The following is a 23196-nucleotide window of genomic DNA, read 5'->3' as shown; positions in this document are numbered from 1 at the left end:
AATTTTATTCTTCACTCTATGAAACATATGTTTCATAAAAAAGTCAAGGGGAAACGTTCGTTACTTTGCTCTGCAAGCACCTGGGATAAAATACGATAAATAGGAAAAAGAGCAGACGAGATAGATGGCGAACAAGAAAAAAGTGCTGTTGAGGCGGTGATTAAACCTCAAAAACCGTTAGGCGCGCTCTTTAGAAAGGCGATTTCTTCCGGTGTTGATGTACGACCTAACACTTCGTTTCGGTGGGGATATCGACCAAACCGTTCTATTATATTTTGGTGTTGCTGCTCGAATAGGAACGCTTCTTCAAGACCTTCTTGAGAAAACAATTCTAGCGCCACATCGTGAATAGCGAGGGATTCACTATGCATAAAAGGCATGTAAAGGAATGTACGCTGCTGTGGGGTAAGCACTTTATCGGCTTCAACGCTTACCGCTTCTTGGGCCAATACCAAGGCAATCGTGTCAGCGCTGTAAGCATCGGCATGGCCGCGAAATATGTTTCTGGAAAACTGGTCAAGAAGGAGGATTTCTGCAAGACGACCGGTGGGGGTTGCACGCCAAGGCCAAAGCTCGCCCTTTAACGCTGCTAAACGCAATGTAGAAAACCGAGACGTAATGGTTTTATCAACCGCAGTATCTTCTTTAAACCATTGTTCGGGCGAAAGTTCTCCGAACCAAAAATCTAACACACCGTTAGCTTCTTCCATGATCACTTGTGTTTTATCCATATCTACTCCAACAACACGTCCAAAGCAGCAAAATTAACGTTAATTTCACTTATACCTAATTTTTAGCTAGAAAGTTCCTTTTTTCTTGAAAAGTAAAGAATACCTGCTAAGGAATTTAGTGTTCGGATAGTATTGCTCAAAAAGTGTACGAATGGAAGCGTCAGCGTTTAGGATTTTCTAATTCATCCATCTGGATATAAATGTCGGTAATGGCATCCACTCGGTTTGCAGCTTCACTACCTAATACTTCGTAAGTTAAGTTACACAGCGAGGCCACAAGGCTCATGGGCGCCGCGTAGCTGTCAAAGGGTGAGTCTCCGCCAATATGGGTTATCAGCAGGTGATCAACATCTTGCCGGTAGCCTTGCCCCGTTGGGTCGGTAATAAGTACCGTTTTGCAATGTTTAATACTATTTAGAACATATTTAAACTGGCGCGTCCTACGGCGAAACCCAAATAAAACCACAACGTCATTTTCAGTTAAGTCGATAATATCTTCACTCAACGTTTGACCAGGCTGAGGCAACACGCGAACCGAAGTACGAATTTGTTTTAGCTGTTGTCTGAAATGAAGAGCAATAGGATAGGCGTTTCGAAACCCTATTAATGTGACTTGTTGAGCCGTGGCAAGTATTTCTGCTATCTCGTTTAACGCAGCAGGTGACGTGCCTTCAAACGTGCTCGCCAGATTTTTGCTGTCGCTTTCGTGCTGCAATACGCCACTTGAAGGGCTAACTACGGGAACGCCTTGCTCCCTTAGCTGCACCAGTGCGTCTTTTGCCTGCTGGTGAGAATCGAAACCTAACTGACGAAAAAACCGACTTACCGTTGCCTTCGATGTACCTGTTTTTTCAGCAATAAGTGATATGGATTGGCTAAGCACGGCAATAGGGTTTTGCTGAATATAATGCGCAATAGACTGGCCTGAAGGAGAGAGAGAGGCGTAGTGTTTTTCAATTTGTTCTAAAACGTCGCTAGGGCTGTTTTTTGTCATTAGTTTCGCCTTATACATCTTGTGCAATTATTTCACGACTTTTGTGCGTTATACAAACACTAACTGAGTTTGCGGCTCCTGCTACCTCTAATTATCAGATTTAAATTCAGCGAACAGTGTTTTTTCCAACCTTACCAGCCTTCTCTTAGCTACTATTTAACGCTGTGCGTAATCGAAAATTTAATGAAATTAGAGGCTTACTTATCAGCTCTGGTATATAGGCTAAAGTTGCAATCAATTAATTCACTTTACCTGCCATTTTGGCACTACAATTTCATAGCACAGACAGAATATTCATAAAACTGTCATCAGTTGGTAATCAATTTGTTGTTCTGCACTTGCCTGTTAATAGATTAACAGGGGGCGAACGGCTAGCGTTTTTAGAAGGGGGGGAGTTGTGGCAAAGCTGTGGTCAGAATTGATCTTGCTATTTGTAGCGCTGCCCTTTGCCGTGCTGTACTGGATTAAACATTTCGCGGACTACCTCATGCCAATTTTGGGCATAATGGGGCTTTGCTGTTTGGCTATCTTGTTAGCAGACAAACAATTTAAGCGCATTAAGTTATGGCATTGGGACGACTATAAAATTCATTTGAAAAGCACGCTTAGGCTGTTTTTACCTTGGGCTAGCCTGCTTGCGCTGGTGGTCTATTTTTTAAAGCCAGAACTCTTTTTACATTGGCCCCTGAACCAACCCTGGATGTGGGTGGCCACGCTGCTTATTTACCCGATAGTATCGGTTATTCCCCAAGAAATTATTTTTCGCACTTACTTTTTCCATCGCTATAAGCGCATCTTACCCTCTAAGTATGCACGCTGGGCATTAAGTACTTTTCTATTTGGCTTAGCACACTTGGTTTATGGAAACTGGGTTGCAGTGGTGGTGTCTTGGATTGGCGGCGCTATTTTTGGCTATCGCTACATGCATACCAATTCTACGCCAGTGGTGGTGATTGAGCATGCTATCTGGGGAAGTTTTCTTTTCACAATAGGGTTGGGATCTTATCTCGTCGTAGCGGCGTAAAACGTTTTATAAACGCTTGTGCATTTGCGCTGGGAATTCCTGTTCGCATATCGCTTTGATAGTCAGGCTAAGCGGTGTCCGCCTAGGGTTATTTGAAGCCGCAACAACATGCGAATGCAACAACATCGTACCAAGGAACTAGGTTATGTTATCAACGCTATTATCAATTCAGTGGCTTTCGCCTTTCGCTACGTTTTTGCAAAGTGATGAAGGCGGTGGGGTAACCAGTTTATCTAACGCCCAATCTTTACTGTCAGAGCTCTGGAGTAACTTTGTCTATCGTTTGCCCGGGTTAGCCCTTGGTGTGGTAGTCATGCTGGTGTTTATATTGCTGGCACCTTATGTTGCAAAGGTTCTGGTAAAGCCGCTTACCCGAACCACGACGTCACCGCTGTTGCGGTCAGTTATTCAGCGAAGTATAAGTTTAGTACTCATTTTGCTTGGCATTTATTTGTTTTTGTTTTTAGCAGGGCTAACAGGGTTTGCGATTGCAGTGGTAAGTGGAACGGGCGTTGTTGGCCTTATACTCGGGTTTGCGTTTAGAGATATTGCCGAAAACTTTATTTCTAGCTTGTTGCTTACTATTCAACGCCCCTTCAAAATTGGCGATATTGTTCAGGTTAATGACTTTACCGGCATTGTTCAAAAGGTTACTGCCAGAGCCACAACGCTGGTAGATTTCGATGGGAATCATATTCAAATTCCTAACGCCACTATTTACAAAGGCGTTATCAAAAATCTTACCGCTAACCCGCTAATGCGGGGGCAATTTATTGTGGGTGTCGGCTATGATGCAGACATCCAGCATGCGCAACAAATGGCACGTCAAATCACGATGGGGCAAGAAAACGTACTACGCGACCCCGAACCACAAATACTTATCGATGAGCTTGGCTCATCTACTTACAATTTAAAAGTTTACTTTTGGGTGGATGTAGAGAAAACCAGTGTGGTTAAAATGTCATCGGTGTTAATGCGTAATATTACGCTAGCCTTTCTGGATGCGGGCATTAGTATGCCTGACGATGCGCGTGAAATTATTTTCCCTCAGGGCCTTACCGTAAAAGGGGTGAACACTGCAAAAATCGAAGGCATTAACGAAAAATATGAGAGAAAAGAAAAGCCAGCGTCTCAATTCTCATCACAGAATGATACTTACGGCCAGCCGAATGACGAGATTGAAAAGCGGAAAGGCAATAGCGGAGACGGGCACAAAGACGAGAACATTGACGATAAGGCAGAAGATGCCGTTGCGGTAAACGCAGTTAACGCCGATGCTCACAACAAGAGCAAAGATACGCAGCACGCAGCGTCAAGTGCTGCTAAAAATTTGGTTAAGGCTCAGCAGGGGGAAGACGACGTAACCTCTGACGCGCACGAAATAAGAGAGCAGGCACGAAAATCAAGAGATCCTGAGGCAGGGGAGAATATTCTTTAGCCAAACAAGCCGCTTTCACAGCGGCTTTTCGATTTCTATAGCTGTACCTGTACCTACCGCTTTACCAGTCACTTTACCTTGTGATGCGCTTCTCTGGACGCGTCTGTGTACAGCCTTCCAATGTTTTCTTTAATGTGTTTTGTGCAACATAGCGTCGAGTTTTATCAGACAGGGGCAACAGGCGATAAGTTACAGCGACCTAAAAACTCTTGCCAAAGAGCCACGTGCGCTTGCATCGCCTGGCTGTATTGTTTGAAGCCTTCTTTGCTTTGTGATTCGATATAGGCTTTAAGGTCGACATGCAGCGATGGGTCACTAAGCCACGCATCCCATAAGGGCATAAGCTTGTAGTGATATTGGTTAACTAAGCTCCCTACTGGCTGAATTTGCTCGATGAAGAAGAGATAAAACACATTGCGCAGAATTTCTGCCTGATCGCTGGCTCTGCCATCAGGGCAACTCACAGCAGCAAGCTTGGCGCTCAGTACGGGGGTAAGTTCAGATAGTGCATAGGTCAGAGTTTGCTGTGTTTGCCACAGCGTGGCCGGTAAACGCGCACTGCGTATAATTTGCAATTGCTCCTCTAACTCAGTGCTATCAATGGGGTTTTCGAGGCTTTCTGCGCTGTTTAATGTATCTACGAAGAACAGCGCGTTTACACTTGATAACGCGTCTTTATTGTTTTCAACAGATAGCAAGCGTTCTGGTGTATTAAGGGCCAGGCGCAACTCTTGGCTTGCCTGAATGAGATTTCCCCATGTCTTGGCGTAATCTAACGTTTTTTGTTCGCGCCAAGACGCGATTGTATTGGCGAGTTGAGTAGTGGCATCATTTTCTGTCTCTTTGAGTGCTGCTTCACAGTCTTTTAAAACGGTAAGCAATTTACTTTCATGCACCAACCTTTGTGAAGGTAGCTGACTTTTGCCTAGCGAAGTATTGCGCTCTGCCACCACAGTTCCTAACTCACAGTCTTGTAACGCATAGAACTCCCGTAAGTTTATACTTATGCCTTCAATAGTGTGCTTAAGGGTAGCTGAGTCGGTTAACTTAGGTAATGGCGCTACAATACCCTTCTCGAATGACGCCGGCAGAGGCATGTCGAGTACTCGGGAAATGCGTTCGGCGTAGTCCTCCAAACTGTGTTTGACGGTAGTGCCTCCAAAGCAGCCTATCAGTGATAGCGCAGCAATGCTAACAGCACCGCAACGTATTACCGCGTTAAGCGCAGGTTTTTTCATGCCGATGCTCCTGTGAATAGGCTACGTCCACCGTCTACAAAAATAATCTGGCCGGTGACATAAGATGCCGACACTAAAAATGAAAGCGTTTGAGCAATATCGTCAGGTTTGCCCAGTTCGCCTAAAGGAATACTCGACAACAACTTGTCTTTTTCATCGTCTTCCATTTCCCTCTCTGGCCAGAGTATTGCGCCAGGACCTATACCATTTACACGAATGTCGGGTGCTAAATCTATCGCCAGCGATTGGGTGAGCGAAGCAAGCCCAGACTTCGCCAGTAAATAAACACTGTGTTTAGGCAATGGGCGGTCAATGTGCATGTCTACCATATTAACAATGCAGCCTTTCGTTTTTCTAAGCGCAGGGGCTAACGCTTGAGATAAAAACAGTGGGCCTTTTACATTGCTTCCCACTAACGACAGCCAGTCATCTTCAGAAATGCTGCCAATTGGAGTCGGGTAAAAACTCGACGCATTGTTAACAAGCACATCCAGCTGTCCCCACACGCTTACTGCATTATCGCTTAGGGCCTTTACCTCTTCGCTATCGCATAAGTTAGCCTGCAAGCAGGTGGCAGACTCGGGGCGGATGTCATTGAGTTTTTGTGCAAGGGTGTGTGCATCGTCTTTTGAATGACCATAGTGGATAATCACGCGAAAGCCTTCGCTGTGTAATCGCGATGCCATAGCTGCACCAATACGCTTCGCTGCCCCGGTAATCAGTGCAACAGGGCCTGAGTCTGTCATAATTTAAGTCGCTCTCTATTTCAAATTCGCGTTCGGCGGTTATAGCGTCGTTAGGACCTATAGATATCGTCTAAAAGCTGTTTTGCTTGTGCTATGTAATGCGCGCCGAATAATAACCCGTGATTTAAAATATGGTAAAGCTGGTAGATTGGTTTTCTTAATTGGTAATTTTTTTCGATAGGCGAATGTGTATGGTAGCCATCAAAGAAAGATTGGGGGAAGCCTCCGAACAATTCTGCCATGGCTAAATCCGTCTCGCGGTCCCCTACGTAAACGGCGGGATCATACAAAATAGGCCCTTTACTATTAAAGCCAGCATTTCCCGTCCATAAGTCGCCGTGTAAAAGTGAAGGGTGAGGTTGATGCAGGCTAAGCAGGTGCCGCACGTGAGTAACAATACCGTCAATATCGCCCTCTTTTTTGCTCCAAAGCCCTGCTGAGGATAAGCGCTCGAGCATACTGCCAATGCGCTTTTCCGCGAAAAAGTCTGCCCATGACGCCATTCGACCGTTAGTTTGCACGTTTACACCAATATAATTGTCGTGAGGCCATCCATAGCTAGTGTAAGCGTTCAGGGCATGCAATGACGCTAACTGTTGACCAAGGGTAAAGTAGCGCTCGGCGCTAGGTTCAACAAACCGAATATGTGAAAGCACCAAATATTCCATATTGGGTGTTTCGTTAGTAGTTATGCCGTGGCAAATAACGCGGGGGGTAGCAATAGTTTGTGAGCTTGCTATTGCGTTAAGCCCTTCAGCCTCAAGGAAGAGTTGCTGCGTATCGTCGTAGCGTCTTGTTTTAACAAAATAGCGATGTGTACTGTCTTTAATAATAAAACTGTCGTGGGTATCGCCGCCGCTTACGCGCTCAGCTTTCTGACAGCTAAAAAATTGCTGTGTTTCGTCTGAAATATGCTCGCTAATAAAATGCCACATATAAACGCTCTGTACGCACTGTGTTTAACAGGCTTAGGTTTTTAACAGGTTTTAATTTTCACTGATTTCGTTTTCATAAGTAGTGAGTTCCATTTCACAAATAAGTGCGACCAAGGTATTTCTGCAATCGTCAGATACAAAAAATCACCACATAAGCATAGCGTCAGAAAGACTTTTCGCATTTATTTGAAGTATGGGATAAGAAAACAACAAATGCACAAATCCGAATCCAAAATTTTTATTTTAAAGAGCGAACAGGCATTATTTAGCTAAACACGGCTCTTGAATATTGAAGTTGCCCCTACACTAGTTATAATCCACCCCTTGCTTTTACGTAGAGCAACGTACGAGTGCCAACGCGCACAATTAACTTTTTCAAAAAGATGCATGTGGCGCAGAGTAGGCGTCACCACTGTAAAGGAATTAAAATGCCTGTAATTACCCTTCCTGATGGAAGCCAACGCGCTTTCGATAACGCTGTTTCTGTACTAGAGGTTGCAAACGACATTGGCCCTGGTTTAGCCAAAGCAACCATTGCAGGAAAAGTAAACGGCGAGTTAGTAGACGCCGTTGATATGATTGACGCAGACGCACAACTTCAAATTATCACTGCAAAAGACGATGAAGGTTTAGAAATTCTTCGTCACAGCTGTGCGCACTTGTTAGGCCACGCTATCAAACAACTTTGGCCTAACACCAAAATGGCTATCGGCCCAGTTATCGACAACGGCTTTTACTATGACGTTGATATGGAAGAGAGCCTGACCCAGGAAGATTTAGCCAAATTAGAAAAGCGTATGCTTGAATTGGCGAAAACCAATTACAACGTAGTTAAGAATAAAGTGAGCTGGCAAGACGCTCGCGATGCGTTTGAAGCGCGCGGCGAAAGCTACAAAATGGAAATCCTCGATGAAAACATCAGTAAGGACGACCGCCCAGCACTTTATCACCACGATGAATACACCGATATGTGTCGTGGCCCGCACGTTCCTAACATGAAGTTCTGCCATCATTTCAAACTTATGAAAGTAGCAGGCGCATACTGGCGTGGCGACAGCGACAACAAAATGCTACAGCGTATCTACGGCACAGCGTGGGCTGACAAGAAGCAACTCAATTCTTACTTACAGCGCTTAGAAGAAGCTGAAAAGCGCGACCACCGTAAAATCGGTAAAGCGCTTAATCTGTTCCATTGGCAAGAAGAAGCGCCGGGCATGGTATTTTGGCACAACGATGGCTGGTCTATTTACACCGAGCTAGAAGGCTACGTGCGTAAAAAGCTGCGTGAATATGGCTACGACGAAGTAAAAGGCCCATTAATGATGGACCGCTCTTTGTGGGAAAAATCAGGTCACTGGGACAAGTACGCTGAAAACATGTTCACCACTGAGTCTGAAAAGCGTGAATATGCCGTTAAGCCAATGAACTGCCCAGGCCACGTACAAATTTTCAACCAAGGTTTGAAATCGTACCGCGACTTACCGCTTCGTATGGCTGAGTTTGGCTGTTGTCACCGAAATGAACCATCGGGTGCACTTCACGGTCTTATGCGTGTTCGTGGTTTTACCCAAGACGATGCTCATATCTTTTGTACAGAAGAACAGATCCTAGATGAGGTAAGTGGCTGTATTAAAATGGTGTATGAGACATACGCTGCGTTTGGTTTCGAAAACATCAAAGTCAAATTATCTACTCGCCCAGAAAAGCGTGTAGGTGCTGACGAGATTTGGGACAAATCAGAAGCTGCGCTTGCGGATGCACTTAAAGCCAATGACATCGAGTTCGATTATCAGCCTGGAGAAGGTGCGTTCTACGGACCGAAAATTGAGTTTACACTGCACGATTGCTTAGACCGTGCATGGCAGTGCGGAACCGTACAGCTAGATTTCTCAATGCCAGGTCGCTTGGGTTCAACTTATGTAGCTGAAGACGGTGAGCGCAAAGTGCCGGTAATGATTCACCGCGCTATTTTGGGTTCACTTGAGCGTTTCATCGGTATTTTAACCGAAGAATTCGCAGGCTTCTTCCCACTGTGGTTGGCACCTCAGCAAGTTGTGGTAATGAACATTACTGACAAACAAGCTGAATATGCATCAGATTGTGTAAAAAAACTGCACGATTTAGGGTTTAGAGCAAAGTCTGACTTGCGAAATGAGAAGATCGGCTTTAAAATCCGCGAGCACACATTAAAGCGTATTCCATATATGCTAGTTGTGGGCGATAAAGAAATGGAAGCGGGTGAAGTAGCAGTGCGCTCTCGCCGCGGTGACGACCTAGGCAAAATGCGCCTAGAAGACTTTATTGCCATGGCTCAACAAGAAGTTGTAGAAAAGACAATTAAATAGTTGAGCAATTTGTGTATAATGCACAACAAGGTGTCTGCTTTTGGTTTTATTTTCCGATTCATACGAATCACCCAAAAGCAGGCAGAAGAATTAAATGTTTGGAGGAATAGCACATTAAAGGCGCTAACAATAAGGCTCAGGGCGACAAAGCCCGCATTAACGATGAGATTAAAGCCAGAGAAGTAAGATTAATTGGCAAAGACGGTGAACAGGTTGGTGTGGTTTCGCTAGCAGATGCTACGCGTGCCGCTGAAGAAGCGAGCCTAGATCTAGTAGAAATCAGTCCGAATGCCGAGCCGCCAGTCTGTAAAGTTATGGACTATGGCAAATTCCTCTTCGAAAAAAGTAAAGCTCAAAAAGAGCAGAAGAAAAAACAGAAGCAAATTCAGGTCAAGGAGATTAAATTTCGCCCTGGCACTGATGAAGGCGATTACCAGGTCAAACTGCGCAACCTGCGTCGCTTTCTTGAAGGTGGTGATAAAGCCAAAGTTACGATCCGTTTCCGCGGACGTGAAATGGCGCACCAAGACATCGGTATCGACCTACTAAACCGCGTTAAAACGGATTTAGAAGAAGTCGCTACATGCGAGTCTTTCCCACGTCGTGTGGAAGGCCGTCAGATGATCATGGTGCTCGCCCCAAATAAGAAGTAGTAACGGTCTAAAGTTTTAAGGAATCTGCACCCTTAAACACCTTGCTGCTAAACATTAACCGGTATGACGTGACTGCAACACAATAAATACCGATATTAACAATGCGGAGTTTTAGCAATGCCTAAAATGAAAACTGTAAGCGGTGCCGCCAAGCGTTTCAAGAAAACGGGTTCTGGCCGCTTTAAAAGCAAACAGTCTCACTTACGTCACATTTTGACTAAGAAGAGCTCTAAGCGTAAACGTCACCTTCGTGGCAAAAAACTGGTTCATGACTCTGATACCAAATTGGTTCAGCGCATGTTGCCTTACGTATAAGACTTAGGAGACTGATTAATGGCTAGAGTAAAACGCGGCACTATCGCACGTGCTCGTCACAAAAAAGTCCTCAAGCAGGCAAAAGGTTATTACGGCGCACGTTCACGTGTATATCGCGTAGCGGTACAAGCTGTAACTAAAGCTGGTCAATATGCTTATCGTGACCGTCGTCAGCGCAAGCGTCAATTCCGTCAACTATGGATTGCACGTATTAATGCTGCTGCTCGTCAAAATGGTATGTCATACAGCCGTTTCATTAACGGTTTGAAGAAAGCGTCTGTTGAAATCGATCGTAAGATCCTTGCCGACATCGCAGTACATGACAAAGCAGCTTTCAGCGCATTAGTCGAAGCGGCTAAAGGCGCATTAGCTTAATTATTAACTAATTAAGTTTAAGTTCTTTCGGAAAAAGGCGAGCAGGATGCTCGCCTTTTTTCGTTTTCTCGCCTCTGTTTTCTTCAAACGCTTAGACAACGTCTTTCAAATAGCATCTTTTACAAGAAAATTTGTCAATATCAGCCATATAGGCTAGCCCTTGTATCTGTCACTCGTGTAAACTACCGCTTTTATTTCAGGCAAGCCTTAGCGCACAGAAAAATTCTTCCTATGCTTTGGCCATGCAGTCATCATGTAAATTGAGGAAAACATGGAGCTTGACGCTATTATCAATCAGGCACAAAGCCAGATTGACGCTGCACAAGATGCAGCCACATTAGACCAAGTTAGGGTCGAATTCATGGGTAAGAAAGGTAAACTTACCGACTTACTTAAAGGGCTTGGAAAGTTATCGAACGAAGAACGTCCTGCCGCAGGCCAAAAGATTAACCAAGCTAAGCAGGTTATTCAGCAAGCTATTTCTGCAAAAGGTGAGTTTTTACGCACTGAAGAGCTTAACAAAAAGCTAGCCGAAGAAGCCATTGATGTAACTTTGCCTGGTCGCACTGAAAAGCCAGGTAACTTGCACCCGGTTAGCCGCACTATTGCGCGTATTGAATCTTTCTTTGGTGAGCTTGGTTTCTCTGTTAAAACCGGCCCTGAAATTGAAGATGGTTTTCATAACTTCGACGCACTGAACATTCCTGCGAATCATCCAGCGCGTGCCGATCACGATACCTTCTATTTTAACCCAGACATGATGCTTCGTACGCAAACCTCTGGTGTTCAAATTCGTACTATGGAAGCGGAAAAGCCGCCGTTGCGTATTATCTCGCCAGGGCGCGTTTACCGTAACGATTACGATCAAACCCATACGCCAATGTTCCACCAGGTGGAAGGTTTAATGGTTGATAAGAACGTTAGCTTTACCGACCTTAAAGGTATTTTGCACGACTTCCTACATCACTTCTTTGAAGAGTCACTAGAAATTCGCTTCCGTCCGTCGTACTTCCCGTTTACAGAGCCTTCAGCTGAGGTAGATGTTATGGGTAAAAACGGTCAGTGGCTTGAAGTACTAGGCTGCGGCATGGTGCACCCAAATGTACTTAAAGCTGTGGGTATCGACCCTGAAGAGTACACAGGTTTTGCCTTTGGTATGGGCGTAGAGCGTTTAACTATGCTTCGTTACGGTGTTAACGACTTGCGCGCGTTCTTTGAAAACGATCTTCGTTTCCTTAAGCAGTTCAACTAAGGCAGAGAGTACACATGAAATTCAGTGAAAAATGGTTAAGAGAGTGGGTTAACCCGTCGCTGTCGGCACATGAGCTGTCTGAACAGTTGAGCATGGCTGGCCTGGAAGTAGACGGCGTTGAGCCAGTAGCGGGCGATTTTAAAGGCGTGCTAGTAGGTGAAGTAGTGGAGTGCGGTCAGCACCCGAACGCCGACAAACTGCGCGTAACCAAAATTAACGTAGGTGGCGATGAGCTACTTGATATCGTTTGTGGTGCGCCTAACTGCCGTCAGGGCATTAAAGTAGCGGTCGCGGTTGTTGGCGCTGTGTTGCCAGGCGATTTTAAAATTAAGAAAGCGAAGCTTCGCGGCGAGCCATCATTCGGCATGCTATGTAGCTTCTCTGAGCTAGGTATTAGCGACGACCACGACGGTATTATCGAGCTTCCAGCCGATTCACCTATTGGCGAAGATATTCGCGATTACCTTGGTCTTGACGACAACGCCATTGAAGTAGACCTTACACCAAACCGTGCAGACTGTTTGGGTATTCGCGGTATTGCTCGTGAAGTTGGTGTACTAAATAACCTTGACGTGTGCGAGCCCGAAGTAGCAGCGGTAGAGGCGACTATTGATGATAAATTATCAATTACGTTAAGCGCTGATGACGCATGCCCCCGTTACTTAGGCCGTGTGGTTAAAGGCGTTAACGTAAATGCGGCATCGCCACTGTGGTTAGTTGAAAAGCTTCGTCGCTGTGGTATTCGCAGTATAGACCCCATTGTAGATGTGACTAACTTTGTATTGCTAGAGCTTGGCCAGCCAATGCACGCGTTTAACCTTGCCAGCATTGAAGGCAACATTAACGTGCGTATGGCGAATGAAGGCGAAACGCTGACGCTGCTTGACGAAACCGAAGCTAAGCTGCAAAGCAATACGTTAGTTATTGCTGATGACAACAAAGCGTTAGCGATGGCGGGTATTTTCGGCGGCCTTCACTCTGGTGTAACAGACGAGACTCAAGATATCTTGCTTGAAAGTGCGTTCTTTAGTCGCGATGCGATTATGGGCCGCGCTCGTCAGTATGGTTTGCACACCGATGCGTCGCACCGTTACGAGCGTGGAGTAGACCCACAGCTACAGCGTAAAGCTATGGAGCGCGCTACTGCACTAGTTCTAGAAATTTGTGGTGGTAAAGCTGGCCCTGTGGTTGAAGCCGTGGCTGAAGACAAGCTACCTAAGCAAGCAACGGTTACGCTTCGTCGCGAACGCTTAGCTCGCGTGCTAGGTATTAGCATTGACGATGCAAAAGTAACGGAAATGCTTACTCGCCTTGGTTTAGACGTAACGCAAACCGAAGCAGGTTGGGAAGCGGTTGCGCCAAGCTATCGTTTCGATATTTCAATTGAAGAAGATTTGATTGAAGAAATTGCGCGTGTTTACGGCTACAACAACATTCCAAACGTTGCGCCACAAGCCACCTTGGCCATGTTGCCTTCTCAGGAAGCCAAGCTGCCGCTAAATACCATGAAGTCGTTGCTATTAAGCCGTGGCTACAATGAAGCGATTACTTACTCGTTTGTAGACCCGAAAATACAAAACGCGTTATTCCCAGATGTGAAGGGCATGGTATTACCACACCCAATTTCATCTGATATGTCGATAATGCGCGTTAGTTTATGGCCAGGTTTATTGGGTGCTACTGCGTATAATCAGAAGCGTCAGCAACAGCGCGTTCGCCTGTTCGAAACAGGATTACGCTTTATTCCTCAACAAGATGCGCCAAATGGTGTATTGCAACAACAAGTAATTGGTGGTGTAGTAGCAGGGCGTCGTAATGAAGAACATTGGGACTTGGGCGACAGCCCGGTTGATTTCTTCGATGCAAAAGCAGACGTTGAAGCGCTACTGGCGCTTACAGGTAAAACCGGTGAGTTCCAATTCGTAACAGGGCAGCACAGCGCGTTACACCCTGGTATGACTGCAAAAATTTTGCTTAATGATGAAGAAGTTGGCTATATTGGTGCTATACACCCGCAGTTTACTAAATTGCTTGGTGTTAACGGCCGTGTATTTGTGTTCGAACTGGTGGTAGATGCCATTACTGAACGCAATTTACCGTCAGCCGTACCAGTATCGCGCTTCCCATCAAACCGTCGTGATATTGCTATCACGGTTAAAGATGAAGTGCGTGTAGGAAATGTACTTTCTTACATAGAAAAAATTGGCGTAAATCAACTAGTTGCTCTAAACTTGTTCGATGAGTACAAAGGCAAGGGAATTGAGCCAGGCTACAAGAGCCTTGCTTTGTCACTTCATTTACAAGATCCGGATAAAACCTTGGAAGAAGCTGAAATTCAGCAAGCCGTAGATACTGTGGTTAAAGGTCTGGAATCTGAGTTTGGGGCCGCGTTAAGAGAGTAAACTATGGCATTGACCAAAGCCGAGATGGCTGAACACCTATTCGAGAAACTAGGCATTAACAAGCGTGATGCAAAAGATCTGGTAGAGCTTTTTTTCGAAGAGATTAAAGGCGCTCTGGAATCTGGTGAGCAAGTAAAACTGTCAGGTTTTGGCAACTTTGACCTGCGTGATAAGAACGAACGTCCTGGCCGTAATCCTAAAACCGGTGAAGACATTCCTATTAAAGCGCGTCGAGTGGTAACCTTCCGCCCGGGTCAAAAATTAAAAAGCCGAGTTGAAAACTCTGAGCCTGTCGACCAATAATCTTTAGGTCGTTACAATATTGAAAAAAGAGCGAGGTCTCTCGCTCTTTTTTTGTATTGCTTCTTTTTTAACAGTGCACCCGCACTGAATTTCATATGCAATCTGTTTGGAGGAAAGTGTGAAAAAAGCACTTGTTGTTCTTGCTATTGTTATCGCCGCTGTTTTTTCTTGGTTTGCTTATTTGTCGCTAGATGCCGACCAACGTGACCAGAGCGCAGCTGAAGTGCCATTAATTACGGTAATGGAAATTCTTCACGCCAGCGATTTACAAGAAGGTGTTAAGCAGGCGGTGAAAAACGAAAACGCCGAAGGGGTAGACTCTTGGATGAAACAAGCCCGTGAAGTAGGGCAGGCCGCTAATTTATCTTCAGAAGATATGGACTACCTGCGTTCAGATACCGCGAAAGACTATGTGATTTTCAATGCTAAACGTCAGTTGTATAACGAAGCGTTTGAAGCTCGCTATTACGCATTGGAAGACGTAGAGCCGCTAAAAGCCCAATACCCTGAAGCCAAAGACTTATTCCCTCGCACCGATGCGCTAATTGAGAAGCGCGATGCAATTATTCAGCAAATTGCTGTAGCTATTTCGGGTAGTGAGCAGCCCGATGAAGCAGCACTTGAAGAAGCACGCAAGCAGTGGCTAGCGCAAGCGAGTAAGTAGGCAGCTTTTAGGGCTACTCTTCTCTATAGAGTAGTCTATCTCGCCTTTCCACCGCATTCACAACTCTGCGTTGTAATGGCTGCAACTCGCTGTAAGTAGTTAATCTATAAAACTAAATTTTACCTGCATATCACGGCCTGGCTGCTGGTCGTATTAGAATCAAATTTTAAACCTCTAAAAACTATACCCTAGACCAACTTCATAGTCTTCTCCACTTTCCATACTATATATTTGTTGAAAATTAAATTGAATGTGTACGCTAATTGTCGTACATTGTTGGGTGTCTTATGGGGTATAGGGAAGTAAAGCGGCAGGTCATCGACTGCTTGAATAAGGGACGCATTTCTCATGAGCAGAGAAACGACATCGACGTTAAAAATTTATTGGCAATTGGGCAAGTGTCACTTGAGGAGGTCGCTGTAGTCATAGGTCGAAGTCGAGGGAACGATTATTCTTCCAGCCCTCATCATTTTGATGCCAGTATTACGGTGCACATAATCAAGACCAATCAAGCCGGTCAGAGTTGGTACGTTAAATGGTATTTCGTAGAGCCGAATAGCGTTTTTATAAGCGTTCATCATTGAGGAAAAGGTATGAAAATTTTCAAAGTGGGCGAGTCGCAAAAAGCGGCATGTAATCATTGCCAATCATTTGAAAATGCAACATTTCAGTTAAGGGATGTTCCTTTCAGTGATGGGAGAGGGATAGTGAAAAATGTCTTGGTGGGAGTGTGTGACAAGTGTAACAGCGTGACCGTGTTGCCCCATCAATCCACACCTGCAGTTAAACGCCAATATGAAGCTAAGCGCAAACCTGTTGAAGGGCGATTACCTGCCCATTTGATCGACATACTGAATTTGGCGACCTTGGAAATTGGTGCAACTACAGATTTTGTTCCAAGCATGATGAAATATTACATTCACACATTGTCTGAAGATGAAAAGTCAGCGAAAAAAATAGCGAATTACCTCCAAAGTGATTTGGCAACGGGCAAATCAGAGAAGCGTTTGTCGTTAAAAGGACGCAAAATTTTCGAAGACATTGAGCACCTTAAATCACTAACGCATATAGAAAACACAACTGACTTACTTAAAGGTATTATTTTAAAGATCAACGACGATGTGCTAGTTAAAAAAAGACTAAAACCAATTACGAACCTAAGAAATATAATGGCGGCAGTTGCATAATTAAACGCCTTGAATGTTGGTCTTTGGTTAAGTTGCCAATACACTAAGTGTTGACATTAAATTAACTCAACTAACCTACCGAGATATCCGCAAACTTAGCACCGGTAAGTACTGCTAAGTCGGTGGGAGAAAGCGCCACTTCTAACCCTCGTTTTCCCGCACTAACGTGAATAGTTGAAAGGCTTTCAGCGCTTTTGTGAATAACGCTGGCTAACCGTTTTTTTTGCCCTAATGGGCTAACGCCACCTAGCACATAACCTGTTGCTACCATCACCGCGTTGACCTGCGCCATTTCTACTTTTTTTACACCTAATGCTTTTGCCATTTTCTTTTCACTTAGCTTGGTGTTTACCGGTACAACGGCGACAGCCAGTTTATTAGTGTCTGTGCTAACCACTAAGGTTTTAAATACAGTTTCGGCATCAAGGCTAAGTTTTTCAACGGCTTCTAGCCCGTACGAAGCCGCATTAGCGTCGTGCTCATACTTTAAAACCTTATGGGCAATACGTTTCTTGTTCAGCAGTGTAATTGCAGGTGTCATTCAGTTTCTTTTTTATAAAAAGTGCGGCGGTGAACAGGTTCGCTGGGTAGAAGAGGCGTTGCCGCATGGGTGGCATAGTCGTTAAAGCCTGCTGTAAAAAATTTTGACAGCGGGTGGCCAGACTGGCCGCCGGGTAATGTTAGAATGGCATCGTCTAAATGCCCTGGGCTCACAAAAAACCGTTCAGATGCGCCAAAGCTAGGTGCCTGCACAGCAGGCATGTAGGTATCGCCGAAACCTTCTACTTTTTCCATGTTTAACAAGTTTCCTACCAAGGGAATTTGTTTAGCAAAAGGGTGCTCAACTGAAAGGGCGTTAACCTTGCCCCATGCTAGTGTTTCCATGTCAGCTTCTACAGGCGAGTATTTATCGAGCAGTTTGTGTTTAGCTCGTCTGTAGGCATCAACAAGTAGTTCGTCGAAGGTTTCAGTGTCGGCAGGCAGCCAAGAGTCGGGTTGGCTATAAATAAGTTGCCATGTTGCGGGTTCGATGCCCCGCAGCAGAGTACGGCTGTTTACACCCTTCTCATCTAGTTTTGAGAGTATGTCGCCGAATAAGGTTTGTATTACCTCTTGCCTGAAATGTTTAACCAACGTGTAGCCTACAGAGTCTTCGCAGGCACATTCTTTCCATGTGTTTAAATAAGCAAGGTCTGGCTTAAACTCCACATCTTTCATGTTGAGCAAACCATATAACAGATGTTGCCATGGAATAAGAAAGCGGGCGTGGTTATCAAGTTGAATAGCGTAGAAGTCGGTTTCACTGAACGTGTCTTTTTCAAACAGTCGGTCTCTTATTTGTTGACCACGCGCACCGAGCGCATAGCCGCCGCCGCCCCATGTTTTAAAATCTTCACTTGAGATCACTCGTGCGTTTGCTGTCCATATTCGCCCCGCATCAGGGTTGATAACCTGGGGTAAATTCTCTGCTTGTTTAGGGGAGGTGTTTGCTGAGGCCTCGCTTATTGCTGTAAATGAGGCTTGTTCTCTTGCCATAACTGCGCCCCCAGGCTGCCATGAGGCACTGCCATTTTCATCAACAATCACGAGGTTTTGAGTTGGTATGGCTATACGCTTGGCAACTTTCATGGCAGCTTCAACGGTTTTGGCGGTACCGAAGTTCACAATGCTTAAGTTGGCCGCAAACGGGTGATGTGCAACCCAGTTAAGCGCGTAACGTTTTCCGTTTACCTCTTTTACGGGGCCAAAATCACTGATTTGTAGCGTAAATTCATGTTCGCCGTCGGGAAGGGGAATTCGCTCTGTGATGGTTTTCGTTTTGGTGCCTTCGTCTAACTCAATCCAATCCACATTGTCTAAGTTGGCATTGGTAAAGCCCCACGCAATATGACCGTTGGTTCCTACAACAATTCCAGGAAGCCCGGGTAGCGATACGCCGGTAACCTGAACATCGCTCCCTGACTCTTGGTAATTAAGCTGCGCGCGATACCAAATGATGGGTACTCGAAGGCCCAAGTGCATATCATTAGCCAAAAGGCCGGCGCCAGTTGCGGTATACGCCCCTGTGACTGCCCAGTTGTTGCTGCCGATATCGGGCAGTTCGGTGCCATTGTATTGAGCTCTGGCAATCGCAGTATTTATGGTAGTTGGGCTTTGAGAAATCTCTGGTGTTATACCTTCTTTTGCTTGGCTCTGTTGGCTAGTGTTGCTGTTGCTACTAGTGTCCATGATATCAGTGGGAGAGCGAAGAATAGCCGGATAGATAGGGGCCGCAGCCTCGAGCAGGGGAATTTCACTGGCATCCAACGCTGCTTGGTAATTGCTTGGCTGCGTAATGAAATTATAAACTTCTTCACCAAAGGTATTGAGCAGGGCTTCTCTGGCAAGGTCAAACTCTACCTGGCTACCCTGTAAATCGAGGTACATGCTATAGATAACCAATATGCTATCGGTAGGTTGCCACTGCTTAATTTCAACGCCTGCTGCCAAATATTCGAACGGGGGTAAAGTGAACTCCGAAAGCCCTTCGTTTACGCCGTGTGCATAACGAACAAGTAAGTCCTGCTGTCTTGCCGGTAGATTTTCAAATACGACCTTTGCCCGTTGCTCGAACTGATGAAAGCGCGCTTTTTTGTCGATATCTAGGGCTATTTCTCCTACCCATTGAGACAAATTGCCTGATGCAGCGCGACGCTGAAGGTCCATCTGGAAGAACCTGTCTTGCGCATGAGCAAAACCAAGAGCGTAGGCGGCATCAAAAATATCGTTAGCGTTTATAACGGCCTGACCCAGGTTATCGCGACTTAATTCTGTAGGAGCAACCACGTGATAAGTCGCGCTATTGCCATCAAGTGCGGGAAGACTTAAGCGTAGTGAAATATAAACCGCAATAGCGGCCAGAGAAAGTAGGGTAAAAACACCTAAAACCAACCACTTGATCCAATTAATCACGTGTAAAACTCCTAGTTTTTCTCTATCCTAACCACAGAACCCGAAAAATTAAAGTGATGTTTTATGACACATGTAAAGGTGGTGACGTGGGCCCGTTAATGTTGGATTGTCAGGCCGAAGAACTCTTGCCTGAAGAAAAGGAAAAGCTGGCACACCCTGTGGTGGGCGGTGTCATTTTATTTAGCCGCAATTATCATGATAAGCGCCAGTTATCGGCACTTGTTCAAGATATAAGGCGCTATGCGAAAAAACCTGTGTTGATTGCTGTTGACCATGAAGGCGGAAGAGTTCAGCGCTTTCGTGAAGGCTTTACCGCTATTCCGGCCATGGGAGAGATTTTACGCCAGTCTGAGCATCAAGATGAAAGCGCTGCCTATGCAAAAGCTTGCGGACTTGCGTTAGCTTACGAACTTAAAACCCTCGATATTGATTTCAGTTTTGCGCCTGTGCTCGATATTAACGGCGTGTCACAGGTTATCGGTGATAGAGCGTTTGCGGATAACGCAAATGACGTTATTCGTCTTGCTACCCATTTAATTCAAGGTCTTAAAGCGGTAAACATGCCTGCAATTGGCAAGCACTTCCCGGGTCATGGTAGCGTTGCGCCAGATTCCCATATTGCACTGCCGGTGGACGAACGTGATTTTGAAGAGATTCGAACTACCGATATGGTAGTGTTTCAACGCTTAATTGAACGCAAAATGTTGGAAGGCGTGATGCCAGCACACGTGATTTACAATCAGGTGTGCGGCAAGCCAGCTGGTTTTTCATCAACATGGCTGCAATCTATTCTTAAGGACGATATTGGCTTTCAGGGCGCTATCTTTTCTGATGATTTATCCATGCACGGTGCCAGTGTGGCGGGTAGTTACCTGGAGCGCGCTGAAGCTGCACTTGAGGCTGGCTGTGACATGGTGCTGGCATGCAACAACCCTAAAGGCGCTGAGAGCATTCTTGATGGCATTGAGTCTCGCTACGCTAGCCCCAGTCGCGATGATGAGCTAAAGCAAGAGCGGGTTATGGCTCTATACGGACGCGTGTTGCCTGCTGGGCTTCAAGATAAATACGAAAGCGCAGTAGATTTGATCAAGCGCCTCAGCGAGCGTTAAAACAGGTAATAAGAAGGTAGTGAAAAAGCACCGCTATACCGGTGCTTTTACTTTTAATTCCAATGGATTTTTATATAAAAGCTTACATAAAAGTTTACATAAAAGCTTTCATAAACGCTTGGATACGAATTTTGTAAGAACGAATATCGCGATTTACACCGCTACTTCGTCTACATCGGCTTCAATATTCAAAAAGCGTGCGAAGGTAAACAAAAAGTCGCTCAGGCGGTTTAGGTACGCGTGAACTACCTCAGGCACGTCATAATGCTTTGAAAGGCTGATAACAGAGCGTTCAGCACGACGGCAAACTGCTCGACATACATGAGCTTGTGCCGCCGACTTGCAACCACCTGGTAAAACAAACGATGTATTGGGCGGCATTTGAGCGGTAATGTTATCAATAAGGTTTTCTAGGTTTTCAATGTCAGCCTGCGCCAATGTGGAGCTAGCTGAGATGGCAAACCCTGCCTGAAAAAGATTACGCTGAATGTCATGGAGCATCGGCTGGTGCTGCTCAGCAACATGCGCTGCTAAAAGGCCAATTTGACTGTTTAACTCGTCCATATCCCCATAGCTTTTCACTACTAAATCGTCTTTGTCTACACGAACAGCCTTGTCTGCGTATATTTGCGTACTGCCTTTATCGCCAGTGCGAGTGTAAATTTTCATAAAGCCCTTTGATTTAAAACCTGAATTTGAAGCCTGAATTTGAAACCTGAATTTGAAACAAGGGGGGCAGAGCCGCACTCAAACGCTTTGCTCAACCCCATATTTAACCCGTAACATCAGGTTATCGGCACGTTTAGAGAACTATTCCTCTGCAGACGGGCGATTGTAACGTCTCACCTGCACAATAAACCCAAATAATGGGTGGTCGAAATAATGCAGCTGGGTGCTTATTATCCGACGTTGTTCAACAAGAGGTACCGACACCAGTTTATACGCTTGACCCTCAGAGTTATCAGCCGCGCTGCCTTTTTCGTTGCTAACGTTATTAGTGCTGGCTTCTTCGTTACTAAAATAGTGCAAAGGTACAGGCTGTCGATAATACATCTCACTGTCTACGTGAAGATAAGGCACCCGATTAATGTATTTAAGAAAAACTTTTATTGTGCCGTCTATTTCCCAAATGGGCGTTCTGAACGCGACATCGCTTACGCCGTCTTCGTCTTGCTCTACGATTAATGGCGAGTCCAGTGCTTTAAAATCGTCATAGGATATAGGAGATGGGTTCGCAAGGCGCATTTCAAGGTCTGTGAAAATATCTGAAACGGCGACCAATTCTGAATTGCCTTGTTGTTGCGCCTGGGTGTCATCGTTCGCTAAGCGTTGAGCACTCCTCGTACCAGCGATTTCTTCTTCGCTGTTTATAATCAATGCTTGGTTTTCACCGCCGATAGCGGTCTCGCTATAACGAGGCGCTTCCTCATTGGGCGCTAACTGCATTGAAGGTTGGTTTAATACCTCGCGTGATAACGCGTTTTGCGTTAGCGTTCGCATTTCACCATCTAAATTAAACTGCTGTGCATAGTTTTGACCGCCGTAAACACGCACGTCAAACGCCTTGTTTTTACCAAACATTACAGGCTGACGCCAGGTGGCGTGAAATAAACGCTCTAAATCACGACTGGAGCGAATTTGGCGGGAAATAGACGACAAAGCTTGCTCGTTACTGGTAAGTAAGTGCGCTTTTGATGCCAACGGCCAGTCGTGGCCTTCAATGATGATAGGCAGGCTAACCGGCGCAGGCATACGGTTGTCAGGTTTATTTATTTTCCAGACTATAGCGGGTTGCAGCGTGCTGCTGGCAGCAGAAGGCAAAGCGGCAATTTCGTTCTTACCCATATTTGAAGCCGCCGACGCAACGATTGCAGTAGTAACTTCAGCGCTAAGCCAAGGTTTATCTTCTTCGCAGTATTTGAAAGCGGGAACGCTTAGCGGCGTTGTTTGCTTTACGCCGAAAAACGATGCCCAATAACCTGCAATGGTTTGGGCGTCGGGGGCAGGGGAGATGCCGTCATCAGCATCGTCGACGGTGAACGCGTTAGCAGCAAACGCTTCGGTTTTAGCGTCTTCAGTCAAAAGAGTATCGTTGGGAGAATCAGCAAAACCGTCCACTACATTGGCTAATACCTCACCATTAGTGCGCCTATCGGCTGCGGTTTCAGATGGCGTACCGTCCATTGATTCAGGTAGCGATAAGAAATCCACATCGCTCGATGGAACATTCAATGACCTGTTATCTGGCCACGTTACGGCGTTGTCTGCACCACAAATAGGTAAGCCCTGTTTTAAATAACTAATATCTGGCGCGATAATCTCGCTGATGAGGTCTGCCTGAGCTCGCGGTGCTGATAAGTTATCAGCAAGCGAAAATTGTTCTTCCAACTCAGAAAGCACAACGTTACGCTTAAATGCAATGACTTCCACATCAAACCACCAATCGTCGTTGGCAAGGGCCGTGGTTGACACAGTATTTAAGAAAACGGCGCTTAATGATACGACTAACGGGCACCAGCGGGATAACTTCATG

General features: G+C 45.5%; 22 protein-coding genes. 13 read left to right on the top strand and 9 right to left on the bottom strand.

Annotated elements, in window-relative coordinates; translation table 11 throughout:
- Window positions 1-167 precede the first annotated feature (167 nt).
- Both JC525_RS07445 and JC525_RS07440 read right to left on the bottom strand, forming a co-directional pair.
- On the bottom strand, window positions 168-731 hold the full coding sequence (locus tag JC525_RS07445) for a DUF924 family protein (protein WP_198815252.1): 564 nt from the start codon (window positions 729-731) through the stop codon (window positions 168-170).
- A gap of 160 nt (window positions 732-891) precedes the next feature.
- Window positions 892-1725: a MurR/RpiR family transcriptional regulator gene (locus JC525_RS07440; RefSeq protein WP_198815251.1), complete on the bottom strand. Its 834-nt coding sequence runs from the start codon at window positions 1723-1725 to the stop codon at window positions 892-894.
- Window positions 1726-2122: 397 nt separating this feature from the next.
- Here JC525_RS07440 and JC525_RS07435 point away from each other — a divergent pair, with 397 nt between their 5' ends.
- Together JC525_RS07435 and JC525_RS07430 are read left to right on the top strand one after the other, a co-directional pair.
- Window positions 2123-2749: a CPBP family intramembrane glutamic endopeptidase gene (locus JC525_RS07435; protein WP_198815250.1), complete on the top strand. Its 627-nt coding sequence runs from the start codon at window positions 2123-2125 to the stop codon at window positions 2747-2749.
- A gap of 145 nt (window positions 2750-2894) precedes the next feature.
- The gene (locus JC525_RS07430; protein ID WP_198815249.1) at window positions 2895-4187 is read left to right on the top strand and encodes a mechanosensitive ion channel family protein; all 1293 of its coding nucleotides are present in this window, start codon (window positions 2895-2897) and stop codon (window positions 4185-4187) included.
- Window positions 4188-4351: 164 nt separating this feature from the next.
- Here JC525_RS07430 and JC525_RS07425 read toward each other — a convergent pair whose 3' ends face one another.
- Genes JC525_RS07425 through JC525_RS07415 form a run of 3 tightly spaced genes read right to left on the bottom strand, consistent with a single transcriptional unit; the run spans window position 4352 to window position 7106 of the window.
- Window positions 4352-5425 (bottom strand): DUF3080 family protein, encoded by a 1074-nt coding sequence (locus JC525_RS07425; protein WP_198815248.1) that lies wholly within the window; start codon window positions 5423-5425, stop codon window positions 4352-4354.
- Window positions 5422-6171 (bottom strand): pteridine reductase, encoded by a 750-nt coding sequence (locus tag JC525_RS07420; RefSeq protein WP_198815247.1) that lies wholly within the window; start codon window positions 6169-6171, stop codon window positions 5422-5424. Before JC525_RS07420 ends, JC525_RS07425 begins: the two co-directional genes overlap by 4 nt.
- Window positions 6172-6221: 50 nt before the next feature.
- A complete protein-coding gene (locus JC525_RS07415) occupies window positions 6222-7106 on the bottom strand; it encodes a fructosamine kinase family protein (protein ID WP_198815246.1) in 885 nt (294 codons plus the stop codon).
- A 428-nt stretch (window positions 7107-7534) separates the two neighbouring features.
- Here JC525_RS07415 and thrS point away from each other — a divergent pair, with 428 nt between their 5' ends.
- From thrS to JC525_RS07365, 10 genes are all read left to right on the top strand, one after another.
- Window positions 7535-9451, top strand: a complete 1917-nt coding sequence (gene thrS / locus JC525_RS07410; protein WP_198815245.1) for a threonine--tRNA ligase — start codon at window positions 7535-7537, stop codon at window positions 9449-9451.
- Between the two features lie 113 nt (window positions 9452-9564).
- Window positions 9565-10104: a translation initiation factor IF-3 gene (infC, locus tag JC525_RS07405; RefSeq protein ID WP_105930956.1), complete on the top strand. Its 540-nt coding sequence runs from the start codon at window positions 9565-9567 to the stop codon at window positions 10102-10104.
- A 117-nt stretch (window positions 10105-10221) separates the two neighbouring features.
- Window positions 10222-10419: a 50S ribosomal protein L35 gene (rpmI, locus tag JC525_RS07400; RefSeq protein ID WP_012518091.1), complete on the top strand. Its 198-nt coding sequence runs from the start codon at window positions 10222-10224 to the stop codon at window positions 10417-10419.
- An 18-nt stretch (window positions 10420-10437) separates the two neighbouring features.
- Window positions 10438-10794: a 50S ribosomal protein L20 gene (gene rplT / locus JC525_RS07395; RefSeq protein WP_012518092.1), complete on the top strand. Its 357-nt coding sequence runs from the start codon at window positions 10438-10440 to the stop codon at window positions 10792-10794.
- Between the two features lie 271 nt (window positions 10795-11065).
- A complete protein-coding gene (gene pheS / locus JC525_RS07390) occupies window positions 11066-12046 on the top strand; it encodes a phenylalanine--tRNA ligase subunit alpha (RefSeq protein ID WP_015066912.1) in 981 nt (326 codons plus the stop codon).
- Between the two features lie 14 nt (window positions 12047-12060).
- Window positions 12061-14448, top strand: a complete 2388-nt coding sequence (gene pheT, locus JC525_RS07385; protein WP_198815244.1) for a phenylalanine--tRNA ligase subunit beta — start codon at window positions 12061-12063, stop codon at window positions 14446-14448.
- A 3-nt stretch (window positions 14449-14451) separates the two neighbouring features.
- The gene (gene ihfA / locus JC525_RS07380; RefSeq protein WP_012518129.1) at window positions 14452-14751 is read left to right on the top strand and encodes an integration host factor subunit alpha; all 300 of its coding nucleotides are present in this window, start codon (window positions 14452-14454) and stop codon (window positions 14749-14751) included.
- A 118-nt stretch (window positions 14752-14869) separates the two neighbouring features.
- The gene (locus tag JC525_RS07375; protein ID WP_198815243.1) at window positions 14870-15415 is read left to right on the top strand and encodes a hypothetical protein; all 546 of its coding nucleotides are present in this window, start codon (window positions 14870-14872) and stop codon (window positions 15413-15415) included.
- A gap of 287 nt (window positions 15416-15702) precedes the next feature.
- Window positions 15703-15999: a hypothetical protein gene (locus JC525_RS07370; protein WP_198815242.1), complete on the top strand. Its 297-nt coding sequence runs from the start codon at window positions 15703-15705 to the stop codon at window positions 15997-15999.
- Between the two features lie 9 nt (window positions 16000-16008).
- Window positions 16009-16602 carry a hypothetical protein gene (locus JC525_RS07365; protein ID WP_198815241.1) on the top strand — a complete coding sequence of 198 codons (594 nt, stop codon included), beginning with the start codon at window positions 16009-16011 and terminating at the stop codon, window positions 16600-16602.
- 70 nt (window positions 16603-16672) lie between these two features.
- On the opposite strand, the gene ybaK is transcribed toward JC525_RS07365, so the two are convergent.
- On the bottom strand, window positions 16673-17143 hold the full coding sequence (ybaK, locus tag JC525_RS07360) for a Cys-tRNA(Pro) deacylase (protein ID WP_198815240.1): 471 nt from the start codon (window positions 17141-17143) through the stop codon (window positions 16673-16675).
- The gene (locus JC525_RS07355; protein ID WP_198815239.1) at window positions 17140-19554 is read right to left on the bottom strand and encodes a penicillin acylase family protein; all 2415 of its coding nucleotides are present in this window, start codon (window positions 19552-19554) and stop codon (window positions 17140-17142) included. Before JC525_RS07355 ends, ybaK begins: the two co-directional genes overlap by 4 nt.
- Before the next feature lie 98 nt (window positions 19555-19652).
- On the opposite strand from JC525_RS07355, the gene nagZ reads away from it, so the two are divergent.
- Complete coding sequence (gene nagZ / locus JC525_RS07350) at window positions 19653-20663, top strand: beta-N-acetylhexosaminidase (RefSeq protein WP_198815329.1); 1011 nt, start codon at window positions 19653-19655, stop codon at window positions 20661-20663.
- Window positions 20664-20816: 153 nt separating this feature from the next.
- On the opposite strand, the gene JC525_RS07345 is transcribed toward nagZ, so the two are convergent.
- Together JC525_RS07345 and JC525_RS07340 are read right to left on the bottom strand one after the other, a co-directional pair.
- Window positions 20817-21332, bottom strand: a complete 516-nt coding sequence (locus tag JC525_RS07345) for a cob(I)yrinic acid a,c-diamide adenosyltransferase (RefSeq protein ID WP_198815238.1) — start codon at window positions 21330-21332, stop codon at window positions 20817-20819.
- Between the two features lie 141 nt (window positions 21333-21473).
- Complete coding sequence (locus tag JC525_RS07340) at window positions 21474-23195, bottom strand: CsiV family protein (protein ID WP_198815237.1); 1722 nt, start codon at window positions 23193-23195, stop codon at window positions 21474-21476.
- Window position 23196 lies beyond the last annotated feature (1 nt).

The organism is Alteromonas sp. IB21 (assembly GCF_016405965.1).
Classification (GTDB): domain Bacteria; phylum Pseudomonadota; class Gammaproteobacteria; order Enterobacterales; family Alteromonadaceae; genus Alteromonas.
Note: the sequence above shows the minus strand (reverse complement) of the source record. Positions and strands in the feature narration are given on the sequence as shown.

What these genes read in the sequence shown, in the direction of transcription:
- pheT (WP_198815244.1), top strand. Translation starts at nt 12,061, where the DNA reads ATGAAATTCAGTGAAAAATGGTTAAGAGAGTGGGTTAACCCGTCGCTG.
- rplT (WP_012518092.1), top strand. Translation starts at nt 10,438, where the DNA reads ATGGCTAGAGTAAAACGCGGCACTATCGCACGTGCTCGTCACAAAAAA.
- JC525_RS07420 (WP_198815247.1), bottom strand. Translation starts at nt 6,171, where the DNA reads ATGACAGACTCAGGCCCTGTTGCACTGATTACCGGGGCAGCGAAGCGT.
- JC525_RS07340 (WP_198815237.1), bottom strand. Translation starts at nt 23,195, where the DNA reads ATGAAGTTATCCCGCTGGTGCCCGTTAGTCGTATCATTAAGCGCCGTT.
- thrS (WP_198815245.1), top strand. Translation starts at nt 7,535, where the DNA reads ATGCCTGTAATTACCCTTCCTGATGGAAGCCAACGCGCTTTCGATAAC.
- ybaK (WP_198815240.1), bottom strand. Translation starts at nt 17,143, where the DNA reads ATGACACCTGCAATTACACTGCTGAACAAGAAACGTATTGCCCATAAG.
- rpmI (WP_012518091.1), top strand. Translation starts at nt 10,222, where the DNA reads ATGCCTAAAATGAAAACTGTAAGCGGTGCCGCCAAGCGTTTCAAGAAA.
- pheS (WP_015066912.1), top strand. Translation starts at nt 11,066, where the DNA reads ATGGAGCTTGACGCTATTATCAATCAGGCACAAAGCCAGATTGACGCT.
- JC525_RS07440 (WP_198815251.1), bottom strand. Translation starts at nt 1,725, where the DNA reads ATGACAAAAAACAGCCCTAGCGACGTTTTAGAACAAATTGAAAAACAC.
- JC525_RS07445 (WP_198815252.1), bottom strand. Translation starts at nt 731, where the DNA reads ATGGATAAAACACAAGTGATCATGGAAGAAGCTAACGGTGTGTTAGAT.
- JC525_RS07415 (WP_198815246.1), bottom strand. Translation starts at nt 7,106, where the DNA reads ATGTGGCATTTTATTAGCGAGCATATTTCAGACGAAACACAGCAATTT.
- nagZ (WP_198815329.1), top strand. Translation starts at nt 19,653, where the DNA reads ATGTTGGATTGTCAGGCCGAAGAACTCTTGCCTGAAGAAAAGGAAAAG.
- JC525_RS07370 (WP_198815242.1), top strand. Translation starts at nt 15,703, where the DNA reads ATGGGGTATAGGGAAGTAAAGCGGCAGGTCATCGACTGCTTGAATAAG.
- JC525_RS07365 (WP_198815241.1), top strand. Translation starts at nt 16,009, where the DNA reads ATGAAAATTTTCAAAGTGGGCGAGTCGCAAAAAGCGGCATGTAATCAT.
- JC525_RS07430 (WP_198815249.1), top strand. Translation starts at nt 2,895, where the DNA reads ATGTTATCAACGCTATTATCAATTCAGTGGCTTTCGCCTTTCGCTACG.
- JC525_RS07345 (WP_198815238.1), bottom strand. Translation starts at nt 21,332, where the DNA reads ATGAAAATTTACACTCGCACTGGCGATAAAGGCAGTACGCAAATATAC.
- JC525_RS07425 (WP_198815248.1), bottom strand. Translation starts at nt 5,425, where the DNA reads ATGAAAAAACCTGCGCTTAACGCGGTAATACGTTGCGGTGCTGTTAGC.
- ihfA (WP_012518129.1), top strand. Translation starts at nt 14,452, where the DNA reads ATGGCATTGACCAAAGCCGAGATGGCTGAACACCTATTCGAGAAACTA.